Here is an 18,047-nt window from a genome sequence, read left to right as displayed (position 1 = left end):
CCGGAACTAGTTCGCCCCCGGCTCGTCTGCTGGAACGGAACCGTCGGGCTGCGGCACGGCGGCGGCCAGCTTGGCCAGCGCTGCGCGTCTGTGCGGGAGGCGCGGGCTCGCGTCGACGGCAAGCCTGAGCAGCCGGAGCCGCACACCCAGTTCGGGACGGGCCAGGAGCGCCCTCAGCGCCGGAACCGCCCGGTCCGCCTCCACGTGCAGGGCAACGTCCAAAGCCGTGCGCAGCGGGCTGGACACCATCAGCCCTCCCAGACTGACGACGTCGAACGGCCCCAACCGCACTTCATGGAAAGTGCAGCCGCGCACCGACCTCAGGCTTGAAATCCTCCGGTTCGCGTCCACGAGCAGCGCAAGCCGGTCAGGCTCCGCTGCGCAGCCGTAGATCCAGGCCGCGGTCATGCGTCCCGCCACCACCCGCTGCCGGATCGACGGCGCCACGGCCAGGGACGCGGCGCGGGCGCGCAGCTGCGGACTGGAAGGGGTGCCGGGCCGCAGGTAGCCGTGCTGACAAAGCTGCGTGAGGACGCCGTCGGCGGCCATGGCCTGCAGCTCCGGCCAAGAGAATAGCCCTCCGGGGGAGTAAAGCTGGCACTGCTCCGGCCCCGGATCGCTTTGACCTAAACCGCGCTGGCCCGGAAAAGCGGCGGGAGCGCGGGGCACGAGTACCATCCCGCCATCGTTGCCGGTTTCGGTGACATGGAACAGGCCCCGTTCCGGTCATGTGGATAAACCGAAACGGGGCCCGGACTGGCTTCCTGGCGTGCCGCGTGCTTAGGAGAGTTCGCTCGCCGAGCGCTCGAGCTGCTCCAGCCACGCCTGGCGGGCCTCGAGAGCCTCCTGGGCTGCCTTGATCTTGCGCTCGTCGCCGGCCTTTTCCGCCTTGGCCAGATCATCCTTGAGACCGGCAATGGCAGCTTCGAGCTGGGTCAGGGCGCTGTTGGTGCGCGCCTTGGTCTCCGGGTTGGAGCGCTTCCAGTTTTCGTCCTCGGCCTGGCGGACTGCATCCTCCACCTTCCGCAGGCCGGCTTCGATGCGGCCCATGTCGGCGCGCGGAACCTTGCCGGCTTCTTCCCAGCGGTCGCGGATGGACTGCAGGGCCTTCTTGGCGGCGGTGAGGTCCTTGATCGGCAGGAGCTCGTTGGCCTCGGCCAGCAGCGCCTCCTTCACGACGAGGTTTGCACCGTACTCCTGATCGATCTCGTCGTTGGCAGCCTGCCGGTTGGTGAAGAAGACATCCTGGGCGGCGCGGAAACGGGCCCACAGGGCGTCGTCGTCCTTGCGGCTGGCACGGGGCGAGGCTTTCCACTCGTCCATCAGGCGGCGGTACTCGCCGGCGGCAAAACCCCAGTCGGTGGAGGAAGAGAGTGCCTCGGCCTCGGTGATCAGCTTCTCCTTGGCGGCCTTGGCTGCCGAGTTATTGCTGTCCAGCTGGGAGAAGTAGGCGCGGCGGTGCCGGTCAAAGACCGTCCGGGCGGCGCGGAACCGCTTCCACAGCGCGTCTTCGTTGCTGCGGCCAAGCCGGACGCCGCTCTTCTGCGCGGTCTTCCAGCTCTCGAACAGTTCATTCATCCGCGCGCTGGAGGTCTTCCACTGGATCTGCGCGGGATCGTGGCCTGCGATTTCCTCGGCCTCGGCCACAATGGCCTCGCGTGCGGCAAGTTCTGCGGCGCGGACGGCTTCGTGTTCAGCCTTCTCGGCCTTCTCGAGTTCGCCGATCTGGGTCACCAGGGCATCCAGCCGGGCCTCGGCGGAGCGGATGTCGCCCACCATGTTCCGCTCGGCAAGCTGCTCGCGGAGGTGCGTGACGGTCTTCTGCATGTCCGTTGTGGGCGCCTTGGAGCTGACGCGCTGTTCAAGCAGCACAATCTGGGCCACGATGTCCTCGAACTTCCGGGCGAAGTAACCCAGGGCCTCGTCGGCGCTGACGCCCGGGTACTGGCCGACCGGATATTCCGTGCCGTCCACCGTCAGGAACACATGACCGTCACCTTCAACGCGGCCCCAGCGGGCTGCTTCGGCCAGGGAAGCGGCGGAGGAAACGGCCGCCGGGGCGGGAGCGGGTGCCGCCGCCGACGGCTTTGCCTTGGGCCGGGCAGCGAACGCTGCCGGGGTCGGTGCGGGGCGCGGTGCGGGCGAGGGAGCCGGCGACGCGACAGCAGGGGACGCGGCGTCGGCGGCGGGCTCCGCCGGCGTCTCGGCGGCCACAGGCTCGGCGGGCTCAGTCGGGGATTCCGCCGTCGCCGCGTCGGCCACAGGCTCTGCCGTCGCCGCGTCGGCCACAGGCTCTGCCGTCGCCGCGGCGGCCACGGACTCTGCGGGCGTCTCGCCGGGCACACTCTCGGCGGGCGCGGCCTCAGCAGGCTCCGCCGCCGCGTCGGCCACGGACTCTGCGGGCGTCTCGCCGGGCACACTCTCGGCGGGCGCGGCCTCAGCGGGCTCCGCCGCCGCGGCGGCATCCTCGCCTGCAGCGGCAGGCGCCGCGGCGCTGTCGGTAGCTACGGCAGCACCTGCACCCTCGGCTGGGGTTGCCTCGGCTTCGGTTTCGTTGGCAGCTGCTGTTGCCAATGTTTCGTCGGATTTCTGACTGTCTGTCACCGCTAGAAGTCTTTCGCTTGGAGGGAAATACCGGGACCGCGGCCTTCAGGGCCGCGGCTGGTTACTTCAGTGTGAACGAGTCTATCGTGACTGGTTCCACCGGTGCGCCGTCGGTGGCGTTATCGCCAGGCTTCAGCCCGGCGGCGGCAATCGTGCTCACCACATCAAGCCCCGAGGTCACCTTGCCCACCACCGTGTAGCCGCCGGCGGCATCCGCCGGGATGACGGTGTCCTTGTACACAATGAAGAACTGGGTGCCGTTGCCGTTGGCGTTGCCGCTGGTCCGGGCCACGGCGATCGTTCCGGCCGGGTATTTGTTGTCCGGCGGCGTATTTTCCAGGGGACCCCAGGTGTAGGCCGGATCGCTGCTGCCGTCGCCGGCCTTGGACCCGCACTGCAGGACACCAAAGTTCTCGGCCGTGGTCAGCCGGTGGCAGCTGACGTTGTTGTAGAAGTTCTGGTCGGCGAGGGACTTGAAGACGGCCGCGGCCTGCGGGGCTTTGGTGCCGTCCAGTTCAACGCCCAGCGTGCCGCGGTTCAGCTTGAGCTCACCGGTGAAGGTCTTGCCTGCGGCGGTTTCCGGCTTGGGGATGTTGTCGGCATTCGTGGCCGCAGCCGACGGTGTGGCGGACGCTGACGGGCTCGCCAGCCCCTCCTGCGCGGCCGCGAACTCTTCTTCGGTCGGGTTGGACGAAAAGACGGTGAGCTGCAGGACCAGGGCCAGGGCGATCGCCCCTGTGCCGACGCTGACGGCCAGGACGTTGTCGCGTTTGCGGCGCTTGTCCTGGTCCCGGCGCAGGCCGCGCCTGGCCTCCATCTGCTGGACGCGCCGCTTCGCCTCGCGTGCGTTGCGTGAACTGGCCGCCAAAGGTCCTCCTGGTTGTAAGGCCGCGACCGTAACGGAGCGTAGGCGCCGTCGCGGTAACAGCAGCAAGCTGCCGGCAGTCCCTCCCGGCCGGCCCCGTTGGAACAAGCGGGCGCGGAACGCATAAACTGACTGCCGCACACAGTTTATGCACGACTGGCCGGTCTGCCGCCTATCTTCGTTACGTTTCGACAGAGAATGCCGCGAGACGCCCGCGCCCGAAGATACTGCACAAGCACCGAGATACCGCAGTAGTAACCAGAGGAGAAAATTTCACCATGGCACGCACAGCCTCCCTGTCAGGATTCCCCGAGTGGCTTCCCGAGGAGCGGCTGGTGGAACTCCATGTGCTGGACACGCTGCGCCGGACCTTCGAGCTCCATGGTTTCTCCTCGATCGAGACCCGCGCCGTGGAAACGGTGGGGCAGCTGCTGCGCAAGGGAGAAATCGACAAGGAGGTCTACGGCCTGAGCCGGCTCCAGGACGATGAGGGCGACGCCGCTGCCAAGGCCGACCCGCACGCCCTGGCCCTGCACTTCGACCTCACGGTGCCGTTCGCCCGCTACGTCGTGGAAAACGCCGGCTACCTCGCGTTCCCGTTCCGCCGGTACCAGATCCAGAAGGTCTGGCGCGGCGAACGTCCCCAGGAGGGACGGGCCCGCGAGTTCACCCAGGCGGACATCGATGTGGTCGGCGACGGCGAGCTGCCGTTCCGCTATGACGTTGAGATCGCGCTCGTGATCGCCGAGGCGCTGAACGCGCTGCCCATCCCCGACTTTCTGCTGCGGATCAATAACCGCAAGCTCGCCGAGGGCTTTTACACCGGGATCGGGCTCACGGACACCGCCGGCGTCCTGCGCAGCATCGACAAACTCGAGAAGGTGGGGCCGGCGAAGGTGGCCGAGCTGCTCAAGGAGGAACTCGGCGCCACCGACGACCAGGCGCAGGCCGCCCTCAAGCTCGCGAGCATCCGTACCAAGGACACGTCCTTCGTGGAACAGGTCCGGGCGTTGGGCGTCAGCAACGAGCTGCTCGAGGAGGGCCTGAGCGAACTGGAGCAGGTCATCGCGGCCGCCGTCCAGCGCGCCCCCGGCCGCGTGGTCGCGGACCTCAGCATCGCCCGCGGACTCGACTACTACACGGGCACCGTGGTGGAAACCGTCCTGGTGGGGCACGAACAGCTGGGCTCGATCTGCTCCGGCGGACGCTACGACGCCCTGGCCAGCAAAGGCAACCGCAAGTTCCCCGGCGTCGGCCTCTCAATCGGGGTGACCCGGCTGGTGTCACGGATCCTGAGCCAGGACCTCGCCAAGGCCTCCCGCTCGGTTCCGACGGCCGTCCTGGTGGCGCTGAACAACGACGACAGCTGGGGCGCGGCGCAGGATGTCGCGGCGCAGCTGCGCAGCCGCGGCATCGCCACTGAGGTGGCCGCGAAGGCCGAGAAGTTCGGCAAGCAGATCAAGTTCGCCGACCGCCGCGGCATTCCGTTTGTCTGGTTCACCGACGACGACGGCAAGCACCAGGTCAAGGACATCCGCTCGGGCGAGCAGTACGACGCCGATCCGGCCACGTGGACGCCCGCCGAGGAGGACCTGCACGTGCGGGTCACTGCGGTGCACTAGTTATTCAGTGCACGCGTTGTTCAGTGCACTAGCTATTCAGCGCGCTAGTCATTGAGTGCCCAAGTTATTCGGTGCACCGCTAACACAGAGCCCTCGCCCGGCCGGGAGCTAACTTTCCCTGGACGTGCGGCGCGGCCGGGCGGTTCTGCGCAGCCGCAGGACCAGGAACCGCCCGGCTATCCCGACCGCCAGCACGGCCGCCATGACCAGCATGGAGGCCGGCGGCAGGGTCACAGCCAGGACCAGGCAGCCGAGGAACCCCAGCACGTTGAGCCAGCGCGGCGCGTGCCAGGGCCGGCCCTCCAGCGTGAAGGCCGCGGCGTTGGTCACGGCGTAGTAGATCAGCACCCCGAAACTGGAGAATCCGACCACGGTCATCACATTGGTGCTCAGCAGCAGGATGATGACGACGGCGGCGACGGCCAGTTCCGCCACAAACGGGACCGTGTGCGCACCGCCCACTCGGGCCAGCGGGGCGGGCAGGTCGCGTTCCCGGGCCATGGCCAGGGTGGTCCTGCCCACCCCGGTGATGAGGGCCAGCAGTGCGCCAAGGCACGCGGCCGCCGCCCCGGCCTGGACGAAGGGCATGCCGGCGCTAAGCCGTGAGACCGCCACCGCGTCAAGCAGGGGCGCCGTCGAACCCGCCAGCTGCGCAGGGGGCAGGTGCCACTGGAGCAGGGCGGCCAGGCCCAGGTAAACCACGAAGGCGCCGGCCAGCGCGGCCAGGATGGCCCGCGGGATGGTGCGCGTGGGGTCCTTGACCTCCTCGCCCAGCGTGGCGATCCGCGCGTAGCCTGCAAAGGCGAAGAACATCAGCCCGGCCGCGGGAAGGATGCCCCAGCCGCCGCCGGAGAGCGTCGCGGGGTAGACGGATCCCGGTGTCACTGCCGGGGCCCCTTCCGGGTGCGGCCCCAGCAGCGACGCCACGGCGACGAACACCAGGGTGGCCAGCACCACGGCGAGCAGGATCCTGGTCAGCAGCGCGGTCCGGGTGATGCCGAGCAGGTTGACGCCGGTGAGGACCACGACGCCGGCAACCGCCAGCGGCGTGGCGTAGGCCGGCGCGACGTAGTGCCCGAACGTGAGCGCCATGGCCGCGCAGGACGCCGTCTTGCCGGTCACAAAACCCCAGCCCGCAATGAAGCCTGGCCACTCGCCGAGCCGCCGGCGCCCATACACATAGGTGCCGCCGCTGGCAGGGTATTTGGCCGCCAGCTGCGCCGACGCGACGGCATTGCAGTAGGCGATGACGCCGGCCACGACCACCGCGAGGGTCAGCAGCGGCCCGGCCAGGGCAGCGGCGGGGGCGAACACCACAAACACGCCGGCGCCCAGCATGGAACCGAGCCCGATTGCCGTGGAGTCGAAGACGCCGAGCCGGCGCTGCAGCTCCTGCTGGCCGGGCCGGTCATTGCGCCGGGTTCCGTTATGCCGGGTTGCCATGGCGGGAGGGGCCTTTCCAACGGGTAAACTCGAACGGGATCGTTCCCGTAGCGATCCTATTAGAACGTCATAGTTTTAATATCGCTTTTGATTTTCCCTCTGTCTTCTTCAGAAAGGCGTGCTGTGCTGCGCACACATGACCTCGGATCTCTTCGTTCCGAGCACATTGGACAAACCGTAACCCTCGCCGGCTGGGTCGGCCGGCGTCGTGACCACGGTGGTGTCGCATTCGTCGACCTGCGCGACGCGTCCGGCGTCGCCCAGGTTGTAGTCCGCGAAGAAGAGGTCTTCCACGGCCTGCGCAACGAGTACGTGCTGCAGATTGTCGGGACCGTGTCCCAGCGCCCCGAAGGCAACGAGAACCCGGCGCTTCCCACCGGCGAGATCGAGGTCATGGCCGAGAAGGTCACCATCCTCAACACGTCCGATCCGCTGCCGTTCCAGATCGACGAGCACGTCGAAGTCGGCGAGGAAGCCCGCCTCAAGCACCGCTACCTGGACCTGCGCCGCCCCGGCCCGGCCCGCAACCTGCGGCTGCGCTCCGAGGCCAACCGCGTGGCCCGCGAGCTGCTCCACCAGGACGGCTACGTGGAGATCGAAACCCCCACGCTGACCCGTTCGACGCCGGAAGGCGCCCGCGACTTCGTGGTCCCCGCACGCCTAGCACCGGGTTCCTGGTACGCCCTGCCGCAGTCCCCGCAGCTCTTCAAGCAGCTCCTGCAGGTGGGCGGCTTCGAAAAGTACTACCAGATCGCCCGCTGCTATCGCGATGAAGACTTCCGCGCCGACCGCCAGCCGGAATTCACCCAGCTCGACATCGAAGCCAGCTTCGTCGAGCAGGACGACATCATCCGTCTCGGCGAGAACATCGTCAAGGCCCTCTGGAAGCTGATCGACGTCGAAATCCCGACGCCGATCCAGCGCATCACCTACCACGACGCCATGGCCCGCTACGGCTCGGACAAACCGGATCTGCGCTTCGGCCTGGAGCTCACCGAACTCACCGAATTCTTCAAGGACACCAACTTCGGCGTCTTCAAGGCGCCCTACGTCGGTGCCGTCGTCATGCCCGGCGGCGCCTCGCAGGCCCGCCGCGCCCTCGACGCCTGGCAGGAATGGGCCAAGCAGCGCGGTGCCAAGGGCCTGGCCTACGTCCTGTACAAGGAAGACGGCGAACTCGCCGGCCCCGTCGCCAAGAACCTCACCGACACCGAGCGTGCCGGCCTCGCCGACGCCGTCGGCGCCAAGCCCGGTGACTGCATCTTCTTCGCCGCCGGCGAGAAGACCCCGTCCCGTGCACTCCTCGGCGCCGCCCGCGTGGAGATCGGCCACCGCACCGGCCTCATCAACCCCTCTGACTGGGCCTTCTGCTGGGTCGTGGACGCGCCGATGTTCGAGCCTGCCGCTGCTGCGGTGGCGTCCGGCGACGTCGCCGTCGGCGCGGGCAAATGGACCGCCGTCCACCACGCCTTCACCTCGCCCAAGCCCGAGTTCATGGACTCCTTCGACCAGGACCCCGAGTCGGCGCTGTCCTATGCGTACGACATCGTCTGCAACGGCAACGAAATCGGCGGCGGCTCAATCCGTATCCACGAGCGCGATATGCAGGAGCGCGTCTTCGAGCTCATGGGCCTGGACAAGGCAGACGCCCAGACCAAGTTCGGCTTCCTGCTGGAGGGCTTCAAGTTCGGTGCCCCTCCGCACGGCGGCATCGCCTTCGGGTGGGACCGCGTGGTTGCCCTGCTGGCCGGCGTGGAATCCATCCGCGACGTCATTGCGTTCCCGAAGTCCGGCGGCGGCTACGACCCCCTGACCCAGGCTCCCGCTCCCATCACGGCGCAACAGCGCAAGGAAGCCGGCGTTGATTTCAAGCCGGAGGCCAAGAACTAGACTGAAAACACCAGCAGCAGGGGCTCCCCGGGCAACCGGGGAGCCCCTGCTGTCTTCCGGTTGCCCGCACCCCGTTCCGGACGGAGAACCTCGATGGACCTGAACCCGAACCCCGCATCGGCTCCCTTGCCGGTCCCCTTTTCGATACCCCCGTCCGTCCCCGGGCTGGAGACGCTGATGGATTCGGCGTGGCCCGCCGCCGAGCGGGAGGTGTCTGGCGGGTGGGTGCTGCGGGCGTCCTCCGGGGTGACGCAGCGGGCCAACTCGGTTTGGCCGCGGGATCCCGGTGCCGACCCCCACCTGCTGCTGGCCGGAGTCCGGGCGGCGCGCCTCTGGTACCGGACCCGCCGGCTTCCGCTGATCTTCCAGGTCTTTGACGGGCCGCGTTCCGCGGCCCTGAACACGGTGCTCGACGGCGAAGGGTTCACCCGGCAGTCCGAAACCCTGGTCCTGGTCCGTGGATCCGGCATCAGTGAACCCGGGGCGGAGCCCGGCGCGGACTCCGGCGATCTGGATCCGGCCGTGGAAATCTCGGATGAGCCGTCCGCCGAGTGGCTGGACCTGTGGTGGAGCGTTGATGGCCGCGGGGGAGCGGCCGAGCTCGCCGTCGCCCGCGGCATCCTGCAGGGCTGCCCGGCCGTGTATGCCCTGGTCCGGGACGGCGGCGGCGTGCCCGCCGCCGTCGCACGGCTCGCCTTGCCCCACACTGCATCCGGCGGGCCCGGCCGGGGTGGCCTGTACTGCATGGCAACGCGTCCGGAGGTGCGGCGGCGCGGCTACGGCGGCCGGATTGTCCGGGCTCTCCTGCGTGAGGGTGATGCCCGCGGGGTGGCGGGCTACTGGCTTCTGGTGATGGCCTCCAACGCCGGAGCCCGCGATCTTTACGCCGCAGCCGGTTTCCGTGAATCCTGCCGCTATCTGTACCGGCAGGAACGGCCGAAGCGGCACCTGACCGGCTGCTGAGGATTGCGGCCGCCGTTCAGGTCGCCTAACCCATGCCTTCGGGCGCGCCTTCGCTCGCGTAGTGGAGCCCGATCCAGGGCAACGCGGCGAGCCCGCCATCCCCGGCAAGGTCGGCTGCGGCGGACGACGCCTGCGCTCCTGCGGCGTCCTCCCTGGCCGCATCTTCCCCGGTCGGGGCGCCGGGGCTGTGCAACCCCGTGTGGTGAAACGGCCAGTGGTGCGGGTGAGCAGCATGTATTCCGGTGCGGCTGTGCAGGGTGCAGCTGTGGAGGGTGCAGCTGTGGAGGGTGCGTCGGTACAGGGTGATTCGGTGCGGGGTGCGTCGGTACATGGGGGTGCCCTTCGGTTGAGGTGTTTCAGTGAAGCGGGAGGGCCGGCTGTGCCGGCTCCTGCTCAGTGAGGTCCTGTTCCCTGGTGGGCCCGGCAAGCAGTTCCCGGCGGCGGGCGGTCCCGGCCAGGTACGGCGCGCCAAGGTCCCCGATCGGGGTCTTATGCGTCTCGCGGGAGAAGTACACCGAGGCGGCAGCGATCAGCATGCAGACCGTCCCGAAGACGGCCACCGGAACCCAGCCGGCGATACCCGGGGTCAGGAGCATCCCGGCAATCATCGGGGCGAAGCCGGCCAGGACCAGGCCCAGCTGGTTTCCCATCGCCATGCCCGTGTAGCGCACCGGCGAGGCAAACTGTTCGGCGAAGAACGCGGGCCAGATGCCATTGAAGCCGGAGTACAGGACCGTCATGTTCACGAACGCGGCCAGGAAGACCAGCACGAGGTTCCCCGAGGACAGTGCCAGGAAGTACAGGAAGATCGTGACGGAGCAGCCGATCGCGGCGGTCAGCAGTACCGGGCGCCGGCCGATCCGGTCCGAGAGCTTCGCGGCCAGCGGCATGGCGAACATCGACAGGCCAACGGCCACGGCGTTGACGGTCAGGATGGAGGCCCGGTCAAAGCCTGCCGTGGAGGTGGCGTAGGCCAGGCCGAAGACCGTGAAGATGGTCTGCATCACGGACATGATGGACATGCCCACCACGCGCAGGACATCGGCGCCCTGGAACTTGAGCACGTCCTTGAGCGGCATGGGAGCGACCTGCCGGTGCTCCTGGGCCTCCTCGAAGACCGGGGTCTCGTCCAGGTGAGTCCGGACCCAGTAGGCGATGCCCAGGACCACGATGGAGAGCCAGAACGGGACGCGCCAGCCCCAGCTCATCATGGCTTCCTGCGGCAGGGACGTCACGGGAATGAAGACGAGGGTAGCCAGGACCATGCCGGAGGCGTAGCCGGTCATCACGAAGCTGGTGAAGAAGCCGCGCTTGCCCTCCGGCGAGTGCTCGAGGGTGAGCGTGGACGCGCCCGCCGATTCGGCCCCCGCGGAGAAACCCTGGGCGAGCCGGCCGGCCACGAGCAGGATCGGGGCCCAGACGCCGACCTGTCCGTAGGTCGGCAGGAAACCGATGCCGAGCGAGGCCAGGCCCATGATGCCCAGGGTGAGCAGCAGGATCTTCTTACGGCCCAGCTTGTCACCGAAGTGGCCCATGACCAGCCCGCCCACCGGCCGCGCCACGTAGGCGACGCCGAAGGTGGCGAAGGCGCCGATCAGGCCGATGGCGGGGTCGGCGGAGGGGAAGAACAGGTGCGGGAACACCAGGGCGGCGGCAGTCCCGTAGATGAAGAAGTCGTAGTACTCCAGCGTGCTGCCCAGGAATGATGCCAGGGCCGCCTTCCGCGGAGTCTTGCGCGCGGCCGGGCGCGGGGCAGGTGCAGTGTCCATGGTGATCTCCTTAAGACAACGATGTCTCGGTGGACGCCGGCTGGGCATCCTCGAGGTGGAAGTCCACCGCGAGGATCTGCTGGCTATTGGGAAACGAGTACGCCTTGAGCGGCTCGTGTAGCGGATGCGTGTTGTACACCGCAATGTCCTCGACCGTTTCGAAGTCCGCCACGATGGCGTAGTCGAAGGAGCGCTCGGTGTTGAGCAGGTCCGGGCCGTGGGTCAGGCTGAGCATTCCGGGGATATTCCCGGTCATCTTGTTGAGACCGGCGATCCACGCCTGCTTGTCGGCGGGCGGGAAGTCCGGGTTGAACTTGAAGAGGACGGTGTGGCGGATCATCTCAGGCACCCACCAGTTCGGTTGCCGATTCGGTGGCTGCCTCAATGGTTCCTTCGGCGGGGGCCGCGGCACCGGAGACGAAGCCGGGTTCCTGGCCGGCGATGGTGCGGCCGGCGAGGTAGCCCATGGTCATGATGGGGCCGAGCGTCGCGCCGGCGCCCGGGTACCCTGCCGCGTAGGCGTTTTCGGTGGTGTTGCCGGCGGCATACAGGCCCTCGATGGGGCGGTTGTCGACGTCCAGGACCCGGGCCCGGCCGTCGGTGGCGACGCCGCCGTTGGTGCCGAATGCGCCGTTAACCACTTCCATCGCGTAGAACGGCCCGGTCCGCAGCGGTCCCAGGGACGGGTTCGGATAGGGGCTCTCGTCGTCGCCCCAGTATTTGTCGTACGCGCTTTCGCCGCGGCCGAAGTCGGGGTCCTCGCCCTTGACGGCGAATTCGTTGAAGCGGGCCACCGTTGCGGCCAGGTTTTCGGCGGGCACGCCGATTTTCGCCGCGAGTTCCGCCAGGGTCGGCGCCTCGATCAGATAGGCGGGGGTGGGCTGGCCGGCGCGGTGGGCCAGGATGCCGTAGCGTTCCATGTAGGCGTGGTCCACGATCACGTGCGCGGGAGTGTTCAGGGCCTGGTTCCTGGCGGAGTCCCAGGACTGCAGGCTGCGGGCGAGGTCGTTGTAGTTCTGGGATTCGTTGGCGAAGCGGCGGCCGTGTCGGTTGACCATGAGCGAGCCCGGTCCCTGGCGTTCGAAGCGGAGCAGGGTGCCGATTGGCTGCCCGTCACGGGTGTCGCCGGTAATGGACATCGGCGCCCACCAGGCTTCGCGGGTGCCGCGGGTCTGGCCGCCGATCCGCTGGGACATCCGCAGGCCGTCGCCGGTGTTCGAGGGCGGCGAGCACATCGTGTAGAGCCGCGAGGCGAGCATCGAATCCGCCAGTGCCTTGTCCCATTCGAAGCCGCCGGTGGCCAGCACCACGCCGTCGTTGGCCCGGATCACCTCGCCGGTTTCGAGTTCGACGCCGGTCACCCGCCCGCCGTCCGTGAGCAGCCGGTGGCCGCGGGCGCCGGTGACGAGGGCCGCGCCGTCGCGGACCAGGCTCGCAAGGAGCATGGAGACGAGGGCCTGGCCCTTGGCCACGAGTCCGTCGGCCTGGCGCTGGTTGAGGTCATCCCAGGGGAACTTGGTGAACGCGCCCCAGTTTTCGTATTCCTGCATCGTGAAGGGGGCGCGGCCGTCGGTGCGGACATGGGAGGTGAGCGCGCCGAGGGCTTCCTTGCTGTTGAACAGCTCGGGCTCGACCGTGCGGCCGCCCTCCATGGCGCCGGGCAGGTCCTGGCGGTAGTCGGGGAAGTTGTTGAGGAAGATGAAGCGGACACCGCATTCCTCCTCCACGAAGCGGAGCATCTGGTCCCCGTAGTCCAGGGCGGCGTCCAGGAGCTCCTTCCGGCCGCGGCCGCGGGCCACGGCGCGGACATACTCGGCGGCCGCCTCCTTCGAATCGGTGATCCCGGCTTCCCGGGCATGGTGGTTGTCGGCGACCCAGAGCATGCCGCCGGAGACGGCAGACGTGCCGCCCAGCAGGCCGCTCCTTTCCAGGACGACGACGGACTTGCCGGCCCGTGCGGCGGTGGCAGCCGCGGTGAGGGCGCCGGCGCCGGAGCCGACGACGACGACGTCGTAACTGTCCGCTGCTGTGCCATTGACGAATTTCATGGGTGTTGCCTTTCGGGGAGGGAAGAGTTGGGGGCGCTGGGGCCCTCAGACGGCGGTGTAGCCGCCGTCGATCACGAGTTCCGAGCCGGTGGTGAAACGGGATTCGTCCGAGGCCAGGTACAGGACGCCGTAGGCGATTTCGTCCGGTTCGCCCTGCCGGGGCAACGGGTTGGAGCCGACGAGCTGCCTGTAGTACTGTTCCGCGCCGATGTCCGACTGTTCGGCGGAGCGGCGGCTCATCCGGGTGTTCATGGAACCGGGGTGGATGGAGTTCACCCGGATGCCGTGGCTGCCGTAGGCTGCCGCATCGGATTTGCTCAGCAGCCGGACGGCGCCCTTCGTGGCGTGGTACAGCGGCACGTTCCGGCCGCCGGTGATGCCGTGGATGGAGGAGAAGTTCACGATGCTGCCGGCGCCCTTCTCGATCATTCCCGGGACCACGTGCTTGGTCATCAGCCAGACGCCCTTGACGTTGACGTTGAAGATGGTGTCGAAGTCGGAGACGGAGGCGGTGTGGGACGCCCCGGCCGGGCCGATAATGCCGGCGGCGTTGACCAGGATGTCCGGGGCGCCGAGGTCGCCGGTGACCCGGCGGACCGCCTCGGCGACGCTGTCCTCGCTGGTGACGTCGACGTCGTACTCGCTGATGCTGCCGTGCCGGACACCGGCCGGGATGCCGGCAACGTCAAGGCTGGCGACCTTGGCGCCGTGCCGGGCCAGCAGCGCGGCGGTGGCGCTGCCCAGATCGCCGCGGCCGCCGGTGACGATTGCGGTCTTTCCGGCCACGCGGTTCGCTGTGGGGTTCATGTGGTCTGCTCCTCGTAACTCCTGCAGCCTCTTTGCTGCGTCCCAGCCAGAGTGACAGGGGAGTTGTGACGACGACCACACGATTACCGATGAACGGCAAGGCAATGGTTAGTGGCTCTGGCGGAGGGTGCCCTTCAGCTCACCGCGCCAGCCGAGGGCCCGCGATATGCCCCGCGCGGCAGCCATCAGGACGGGGACCCTGGCGGCCGCGTTCTCCTCGTTGCGCGGCACCACCACGCTGAGGGCCGCTCGGATGGCGTTGTCCGGGCCGAAGACGGGAACCGCGATGCCGCTGGACTCGGGGACGATCACTCCGGGCATCGCAGCGAAGCCGCGCTGCCTGATCTCGGCCAGGTGGCGGCGGAGAAGGGCCGGGTCGGTCAGGGTGGTTTCGGTGTACTTCGTCAGCTGGCGGGCCAGGATGCTGTCCTGGTAGGCCGCAGGGGAGTACGCGAGCAGGACCAGCCCGGATGAGGTCGCATGGACGGGGAGGCGGCCGGCGATTTTGGTGATGTCCACGATTGTCCTGTCCGAGCCCAGCCGCTCGATGTACAGCACCTCATCAGAGTCCAGGATGGCCAGGGTGGTCGAATGCTGGACCACGGCCTGGACGTCTTCCATGAACGGCAGGGCGGCCTCCCGCAGGCCCACCATCTTGGACCCGCGCGACACGAGCTCCCACATCCGGGTCCCGATGTGGATGTCGCCACCGGGCTCGCGCTCGAGGAGCCGTTCGAGCAACAGATCGTTGACCAGCCGGTATGTCGTGGTCACCGGAAGCCCGGTGCGCCGGCCCAGTTCGGCGACGCTCATGGAGGTGTGGCCGTCGTCGAACGCGCTCACAATCTTCACGAAACGCCCGATGATCGACTCGCCGGATGGGGAATTCGCCACTGAACCTCCTCAGGATTCCCGCTCAATGGTAATCGTCCTCGCGGTGATCCGCGTCACCGGCTCTACTGGGGGTCTAGCATTCCACCCCGGCTGCCGCAGGGAAGCGCGCGGCCGACTGAACGGAGCAAAACCATGAGTAACCCCGTCCTCTGCGATGTCCTTGTCATCGGCTCCGGTGTGGCCGGCATGGCCGCAGCATTGAAGGCCGCCGCGCAGGGATTGACCGTGATCGTCGCGGAAAAGGAACGGTACTTCGGCGGCACGACGGCGATCTCCGCCGGGTGGGCCTGGGTTCCCGGCAACAAACAGGGCGTTCAGCAGGGGGACACCCGTGAGGAGGCGGAGACCTACCTGCGGAACCTGGCCCCGGAGACCTTCAACGAAGAAGGAGTGGGCGAATTCCTGGACACCGTGCCGGAAGCCATCGCCTTCTTCGAGAACGAGACAGAAGTGAAGTTCACGTACCCGGAGAAGTCGCCGGACTACCAGATGGACCTGCCGGGCGCGAAACTGTCGGGCCGGGCCATCCTGCCGCAGGACGTTGACGCGCGGATACTGGGGGACAAGCGCCTCCTGATGCAGCCGTACATGAGCTCCTACACCGTCTTTGGCTACATGCCGCAGGTGGGTCCGGATATCAACGAGTTCTTCCACGTGAACCAGTCGGTCAAGTCGTTTGTCTACGTTGCCAGGAAGCTGCTGCGCACCTGGGCCGATGCGGCCCGCTACCGGCGCCCCGTGCTGCGTTCCAACGGCAACGCCCTGATGACGCGCATGGTGAAAAGCGCCGATGACCTGGGCGTGCGCCTCTGGAATTCCTCTCCGGTCCTCTCACTTACCCGGGACGACGCCGGAACCGTCACCGGGGCCGTCCTCGGCGGAGACCACGCCGCCACCGTGGAGGCACGCCTGGGCGTCATCCTCGCCGCCGGCGGATTCTCCGGCAACAAGGAACTGCGGAAGCAGTATTTCCCGCACGACGCGGACGACCACTTCACCCCGACCGTGGGCCACGGCGGTGACGCCGCCACGCTCGCGATCAGTGCCGGCGGCCACATCGACGCGTCCGTCTTCAGCGTGGGCTCCTGGGCGCCGGTCACAGTCTTCAAGTACCTCAACGGCAAGCAGCGGCTCTTCCCGCACCTGCGCGCCATCGGCCTGCCGGGCCTGATCGCCGTCGACCGCCACGGCAAGCGCTTCGGGAACGAAGCCCTGAGCTACCACGACTTCGGCGGGACCATGATTGAGCACAACAAGGACGAGGACAAGACGTTCGGGTATGTGATCGGAGACGCGACGACAATGCACAAGTACGGGATTGGCTATGCCAAGCCTTGGCCGATGCCGCGCGGCTACTTCTACAAGACGGGCTACCTGGTCAAGGCGGACACCCTGGCGGAACTGGCCGGCAAGCTCGGCATCGACGCCGCCGGCCTGGAGACGACTGTGGCCGGCTTCAACCCGGCCGCGGAACGCGGCGAGGATCCGGCGTTCGGCCGCGGTTCCACCCTGTACAACCACTTCCGCGGTGACATGGAGCACCAGCCCAACCCCAACCTGGCCCCGGTCGGCAAGGGACCGTACTACGCGGCGAAGATCCAGATGGGCGACCTGGGCACCTTCGCCGGCATCGGCGTCAACGAACGCTCGGAGGTCACCACCGCGGAGGGAACGGCGATTCCCGGCCTGCTGGCGGTCGGCGCGGCGGCCGTCAGCGTCTTCGGCGGCGGCTACCCGGGCTATGGCTCACACATCGGCCCGGCCCTGGTGTTCGGCTACCGCGCGGGCCGCGACATCGCGAAACTCGCCGCCGACCGCGGGATCGCCCGCGTCGCCAGCATCTGACCTCGGGCTGCGGAGCGCACCGTGGCGAATTCGCCGACCGGCGAATCGGTCATCAGCCGCGTCGTGCGGCTTATGAGCGCGTTCGACCGGGACCTGCCCACTATGACGCTCTCCGGCCTTGCCCGCAGAGCCGGCCTGCCCTTGACCACCGCCCACCGGCTCGTGGACGACCTGGTGCTGCACGGCCTGATCGAGCGGTTGCCGGACGGGAACCTGCGGTCGGGGATGCGGATGTGGGAACTCGCGGCCCGTGGGTCGAGGGCGCTGAATCTCCGCGAGGTGGCGCTGCCGTATATGGACGATGTCCAGGCCGCCGTGCACCAGCACACAACCCTCGCCGTGCTGGACCACGGCACGGTGCTCTACGTCGAGCGGCTTTCCTCGCCGGATTCCAGCCTGCGGGCGGCCCACATCGCGCAGAGAATGCCGATCCATGCCTCGTCCTCCGGGCTCGTCCTGCTCGCGTACTCGGCGCCTGCCGTCCAGGCGGAAGTACTCTCCGGCCGGCTGGAACAGGTCACCCGGGAGACCATTACGGACCCTCCGCTGATCCGGAAGCATTTGGCTGAGATCAGGCAGCGCGGTTTCGTCGCCATCCCGGGAATCGGGGTGACCGAATGGACCGGCATCGCCGTTCCGGTCTTCGGCCCGGACGGCACGGTCGCGGCCGCGCTCAACGCCATTGTTCCCAGGGGCGAAGCCGCCGTGCCCCTTACGGTCCCGGCGCTGCTGACGGCCGCCCACGGGATTGCCCGTGCCCTCAAGGCCTCCGCTCCCGAGCCTCGGCGTTTCTGACCGGCAGCATCTGACTCTAACCGGCCGGCTCCGGGTCCCGCAGTCCAGCCGGTCCGGGTCTTTCAGCACTTGGGTCACCCGGTGTGGCCGGGGAATAGTCGGGAGCGAGGAGGGGCCGTTGCCCCTCCAGCGCCCGGCATGCGGGCGGGGCGTCCACTGCCAGAGTTCCTGGAGGCGTTTCATGAGAGTTGTTATTGCGGAATCCGTAGCCATGATGGCCATCGGCGACGGTGTCCTCGGAGCGTTGTTTCCGGTCCAGCACTGCACCCGGTGGGAGATCGGGCCCGAACCGTGGCGCAAGTGCATGCGCATGTTCGCCCAGCATCCCCAGGTGACGCGGACCATCAGTGTATTGCAGATCGCCGTCGGCATTGCGTGGGCTGCGAGCCTGCCTGCAACCCCGGTGAAGAGCAAGGTCGGCGCTTAGGGGGAACGGGCGCCTGACAGGAGCACCGGCAGGCGGCTTTCACAACCGATGAACGGAAGGCCTATGGGGCGGCCC

Annotated in this window: 16 protein-coding genes; 6 read left to right on the top strand and 10 right to left on the bottom strand. The window is 68.2% G+C overall.

The window, feature by feature from the left end; genetic code table 11:
* Window positions 1-6 precede the first annotated feature (6 nt).
* From LDO15_RS12385 to LDO15_RS12375, 3 genes are all read right to left on the bottom strand, one after another.
* Window positions 7-549: a type IV toxin-antitoxin system AbiEi family antitoxin gene (locus tag LDO15_RS12385; RefSeq protein ID WP_223979168.1), complete on the bottom strand. Its 543-nt coding sequence runs from the start codon at window positions 547-549 to the stop codon at window positions 7-9.
* 231 nt (window positions 550-780) lie between these two features.
* On the bottom strand, window positions 781-2,262 hold the full coding sequence (locus tag LDO15_RS12380) for a DUF349 domain-containing protein (protein WP_223987318.1): 1,482 nt from the start codon (window positions 2,260-2,262) through the stop codon (window positions 781-783).
* 403 nt (window positions 2,263-2,665) lie between these two features.
* The gene (locus LDO15_RS12375; protein WP_223979167.1) at window positions 2,666-3,472 is read right to left on the bottom strand and encodes a peptidylprolyl isomerase; all 807 of its coding nucleotides are present in this window, start codon (window positions 3,470-3,472) and stop codon (window positions 2,666-2,668) included.
* A gap of 275 nt (window positions 3,473-3,747) precedes the next feature.
* Between LDO15_RS12375 and hisS the strand changes: the two genes are divergently transcribed.
* Complete coding sequence (hisS, locus tag LDO15_RS12370; protein ID WP_223979166.1) at window positions 3,748-5,091, top strand: histidine--tRNA ligase; 1,344 nt, start codon at window positions 3,748-3,750, stop codon at window positions 5,089-5,091.
* 108 nt (window positions 5,092-5,199) lie between these two features.
* Here hisS and LDO15_RS12365 read toward each other — a convergent pair whose 3' ends face one another.
* Window positions 5,200-6,534 carry an APC family permease gene (locus LDO15_RS12365; RefSeq protein ID WP_223979165.1) on the bottom strand — a complete coding sequence of 445 codons (1,335 nt, stop codon included), beginning with the start codon at window positions 6,532-6,534 and terminating at the stop codon, window positions 5,200-5,202.
* A gap of 123 nt (window positions 6,535-6,657) precedes the next feature.
* On the opposite strand from LDO15_RS12365, the gene aspS reads away from it, so the two are divergent.
* Both aspS and LDO15_RS12355 read left to right on the top strand, forming a co-directional pair.
* Window positions 6,658-8,424, top strand: coding sequence for an aspartate--tRNA ligase (gene aspS / locus LDO15_RS12360; protein ID WP_223979164.1), 1,767 nt, complete (start codon window positions 6,658-6,660; stop codon window positions 8,422-8,424).
* A 93-nt stretch (window positions 8,425-8,517) separates the two neighbouring features.
* A complete protein-coding gene (locus LDO15_RS12355) occupies window positions 8,518-9,387 on the top strand; it encodes a GNAT family N-acetyltransferase (RefSeq protein WP_223979163.1) in 870 nt (289 codons plus the stop codon).
* A gap of 25 nt (window positions 9,388-9,412) precedes the next feature.
* Here the strand turns inward: LDO15_RS12355 and LDO15_RS12350 are convergent, their stop codons facing one another.
* The 6 genes from LDO15_RS12350 to LDO15_RS12325 form a co-directional block, all read right to left on the bottom strand.
* A complete protein-coding gene (locus LDO15_RS12350) occupies window positions 9,413-9,718 on the bottom strand; it encodes a hypothetical protein (protein ID WP_223979161.1) in 306 nt (101 codons plus the stop codon).
* A gap of 25 nt (window positions 9,719-9,743) precedes the next feature.
* The gene (locus LDO15_RS12345) at window positions 9,744-11,156 is read right to left on the bottom strand and encodes an MFS transporter (RefSeq protein ID WP_223979159.1); all 1,413 of its coding nucleotides are present in this window, start codon (window positions 11,154-11,156) and stop codon (window positions 9,744-9,746) included.
* A gap of 10 nt (window positions 11,157-11,166) precedes the next feature.
* Window positions 11,167-11,496 (bottom strand): Dabb family protein, encoded by a 330-nt coding sequence (locus LDO15_RS12340; RefSeq protein WP_223979158.1) that lies wholly within the window; start codon window positions 11,494-11,496, stop codon window positions 11,167-11,169.
* 1 nt (window position 11,497) lies between these two features.
* A complete protein-coding gene (locus LDO15_RS12335) occupies window positions 11,498-13,204 on the bottom strand; it encodes an FAD-dependent oxidoreductase (RefSeq protein ID WP_223979156.1) in 1,707 nt (568 codons plus the stop codon).
* Between the two features lie 45 nt (window positions 13,205-13,249).
* Window positions 13,250-14,011 (bottom strand): SDR family oxidoreductase, encoded by a 762-nt coding sequence (locus LDO15_RS12330; protein WP_223979154.1) that lies wholly within the window; start codon window positions 14,009-14,011, stop codon window positions 13,250-13,252.
* Window positions 14,012-14,119: 108 nt separating this feature from the next.
* A complete protein-coding gene (locus LDO15_RS12325; RefSeq protein WP_223979152.1) occupies window positions 14,120-14,905 on the bottom strand; it encodes an IclR family transcriptional regulator in 786 nt (261 codons plus the stop codon).
* 132 nt (window positions 14,906-15,037) lie between these two features.
* On the opposite strand from LDO15_RS12325, the gene LDO15_RS12320 reads away from it, so the two are divergent.
* The 3 genes from LDO15_RS12320 (at window position 15,038) to LDO15_RS12310 (ending at window position 17,972) form a co-directional block, all read left to right on the top strand.
* Window positions 15,038-16,750: an FAD-dependent oxidoreductase gene (locus tag LDO15_RS12320; RefSeq protein ID WP_223979150.1), complete on the top strand. Its 1,713-nt coding sequence runs from the start codon at window positions 15,038-15,040 to the stop codon at window positions 16,748-16,750.
* Window positions 16,751-16,771: 21 nt separating this feature from the next.
* Complete coding sequence (locus LDO15_RS12315) at window positions 16,772-17,545, top strand: IclR family transcriptional regulator (protein ID WP_223979148.1); 774 nt, start codon at window positions 16,772-16,774, stop codon at window positions 17,543-17,545.
* Between the two features lie 181 nt (window positions 17,546-17,726).
* On the top strand, window positions 17,727-17,972 hold the full coding sequence (locus LDO15_RS12310) for a hypothetical protein (protein WP_223979146.1): 246 nt from the start codon (window positions 17,727-17,729) through the stop codon (window positions 17,970-17,972).
* Window positions 17,973-18,047 lie beyond the last annotated feature (75 nt).

The organism is Arthrobacter sp. NicSoilB8, assembly GCF_019977355.1.
Classification (GTDB): domain Bacteria; phylum Actinomycetota; class Actinomycetes; order Actinomycetales; family Micrococcaceae; genus Arthrobacter.
Note: the sequence above shows the minus strand (reverse complement) of the source record. Positions and strands in the feature narration are given on the sequence as shown.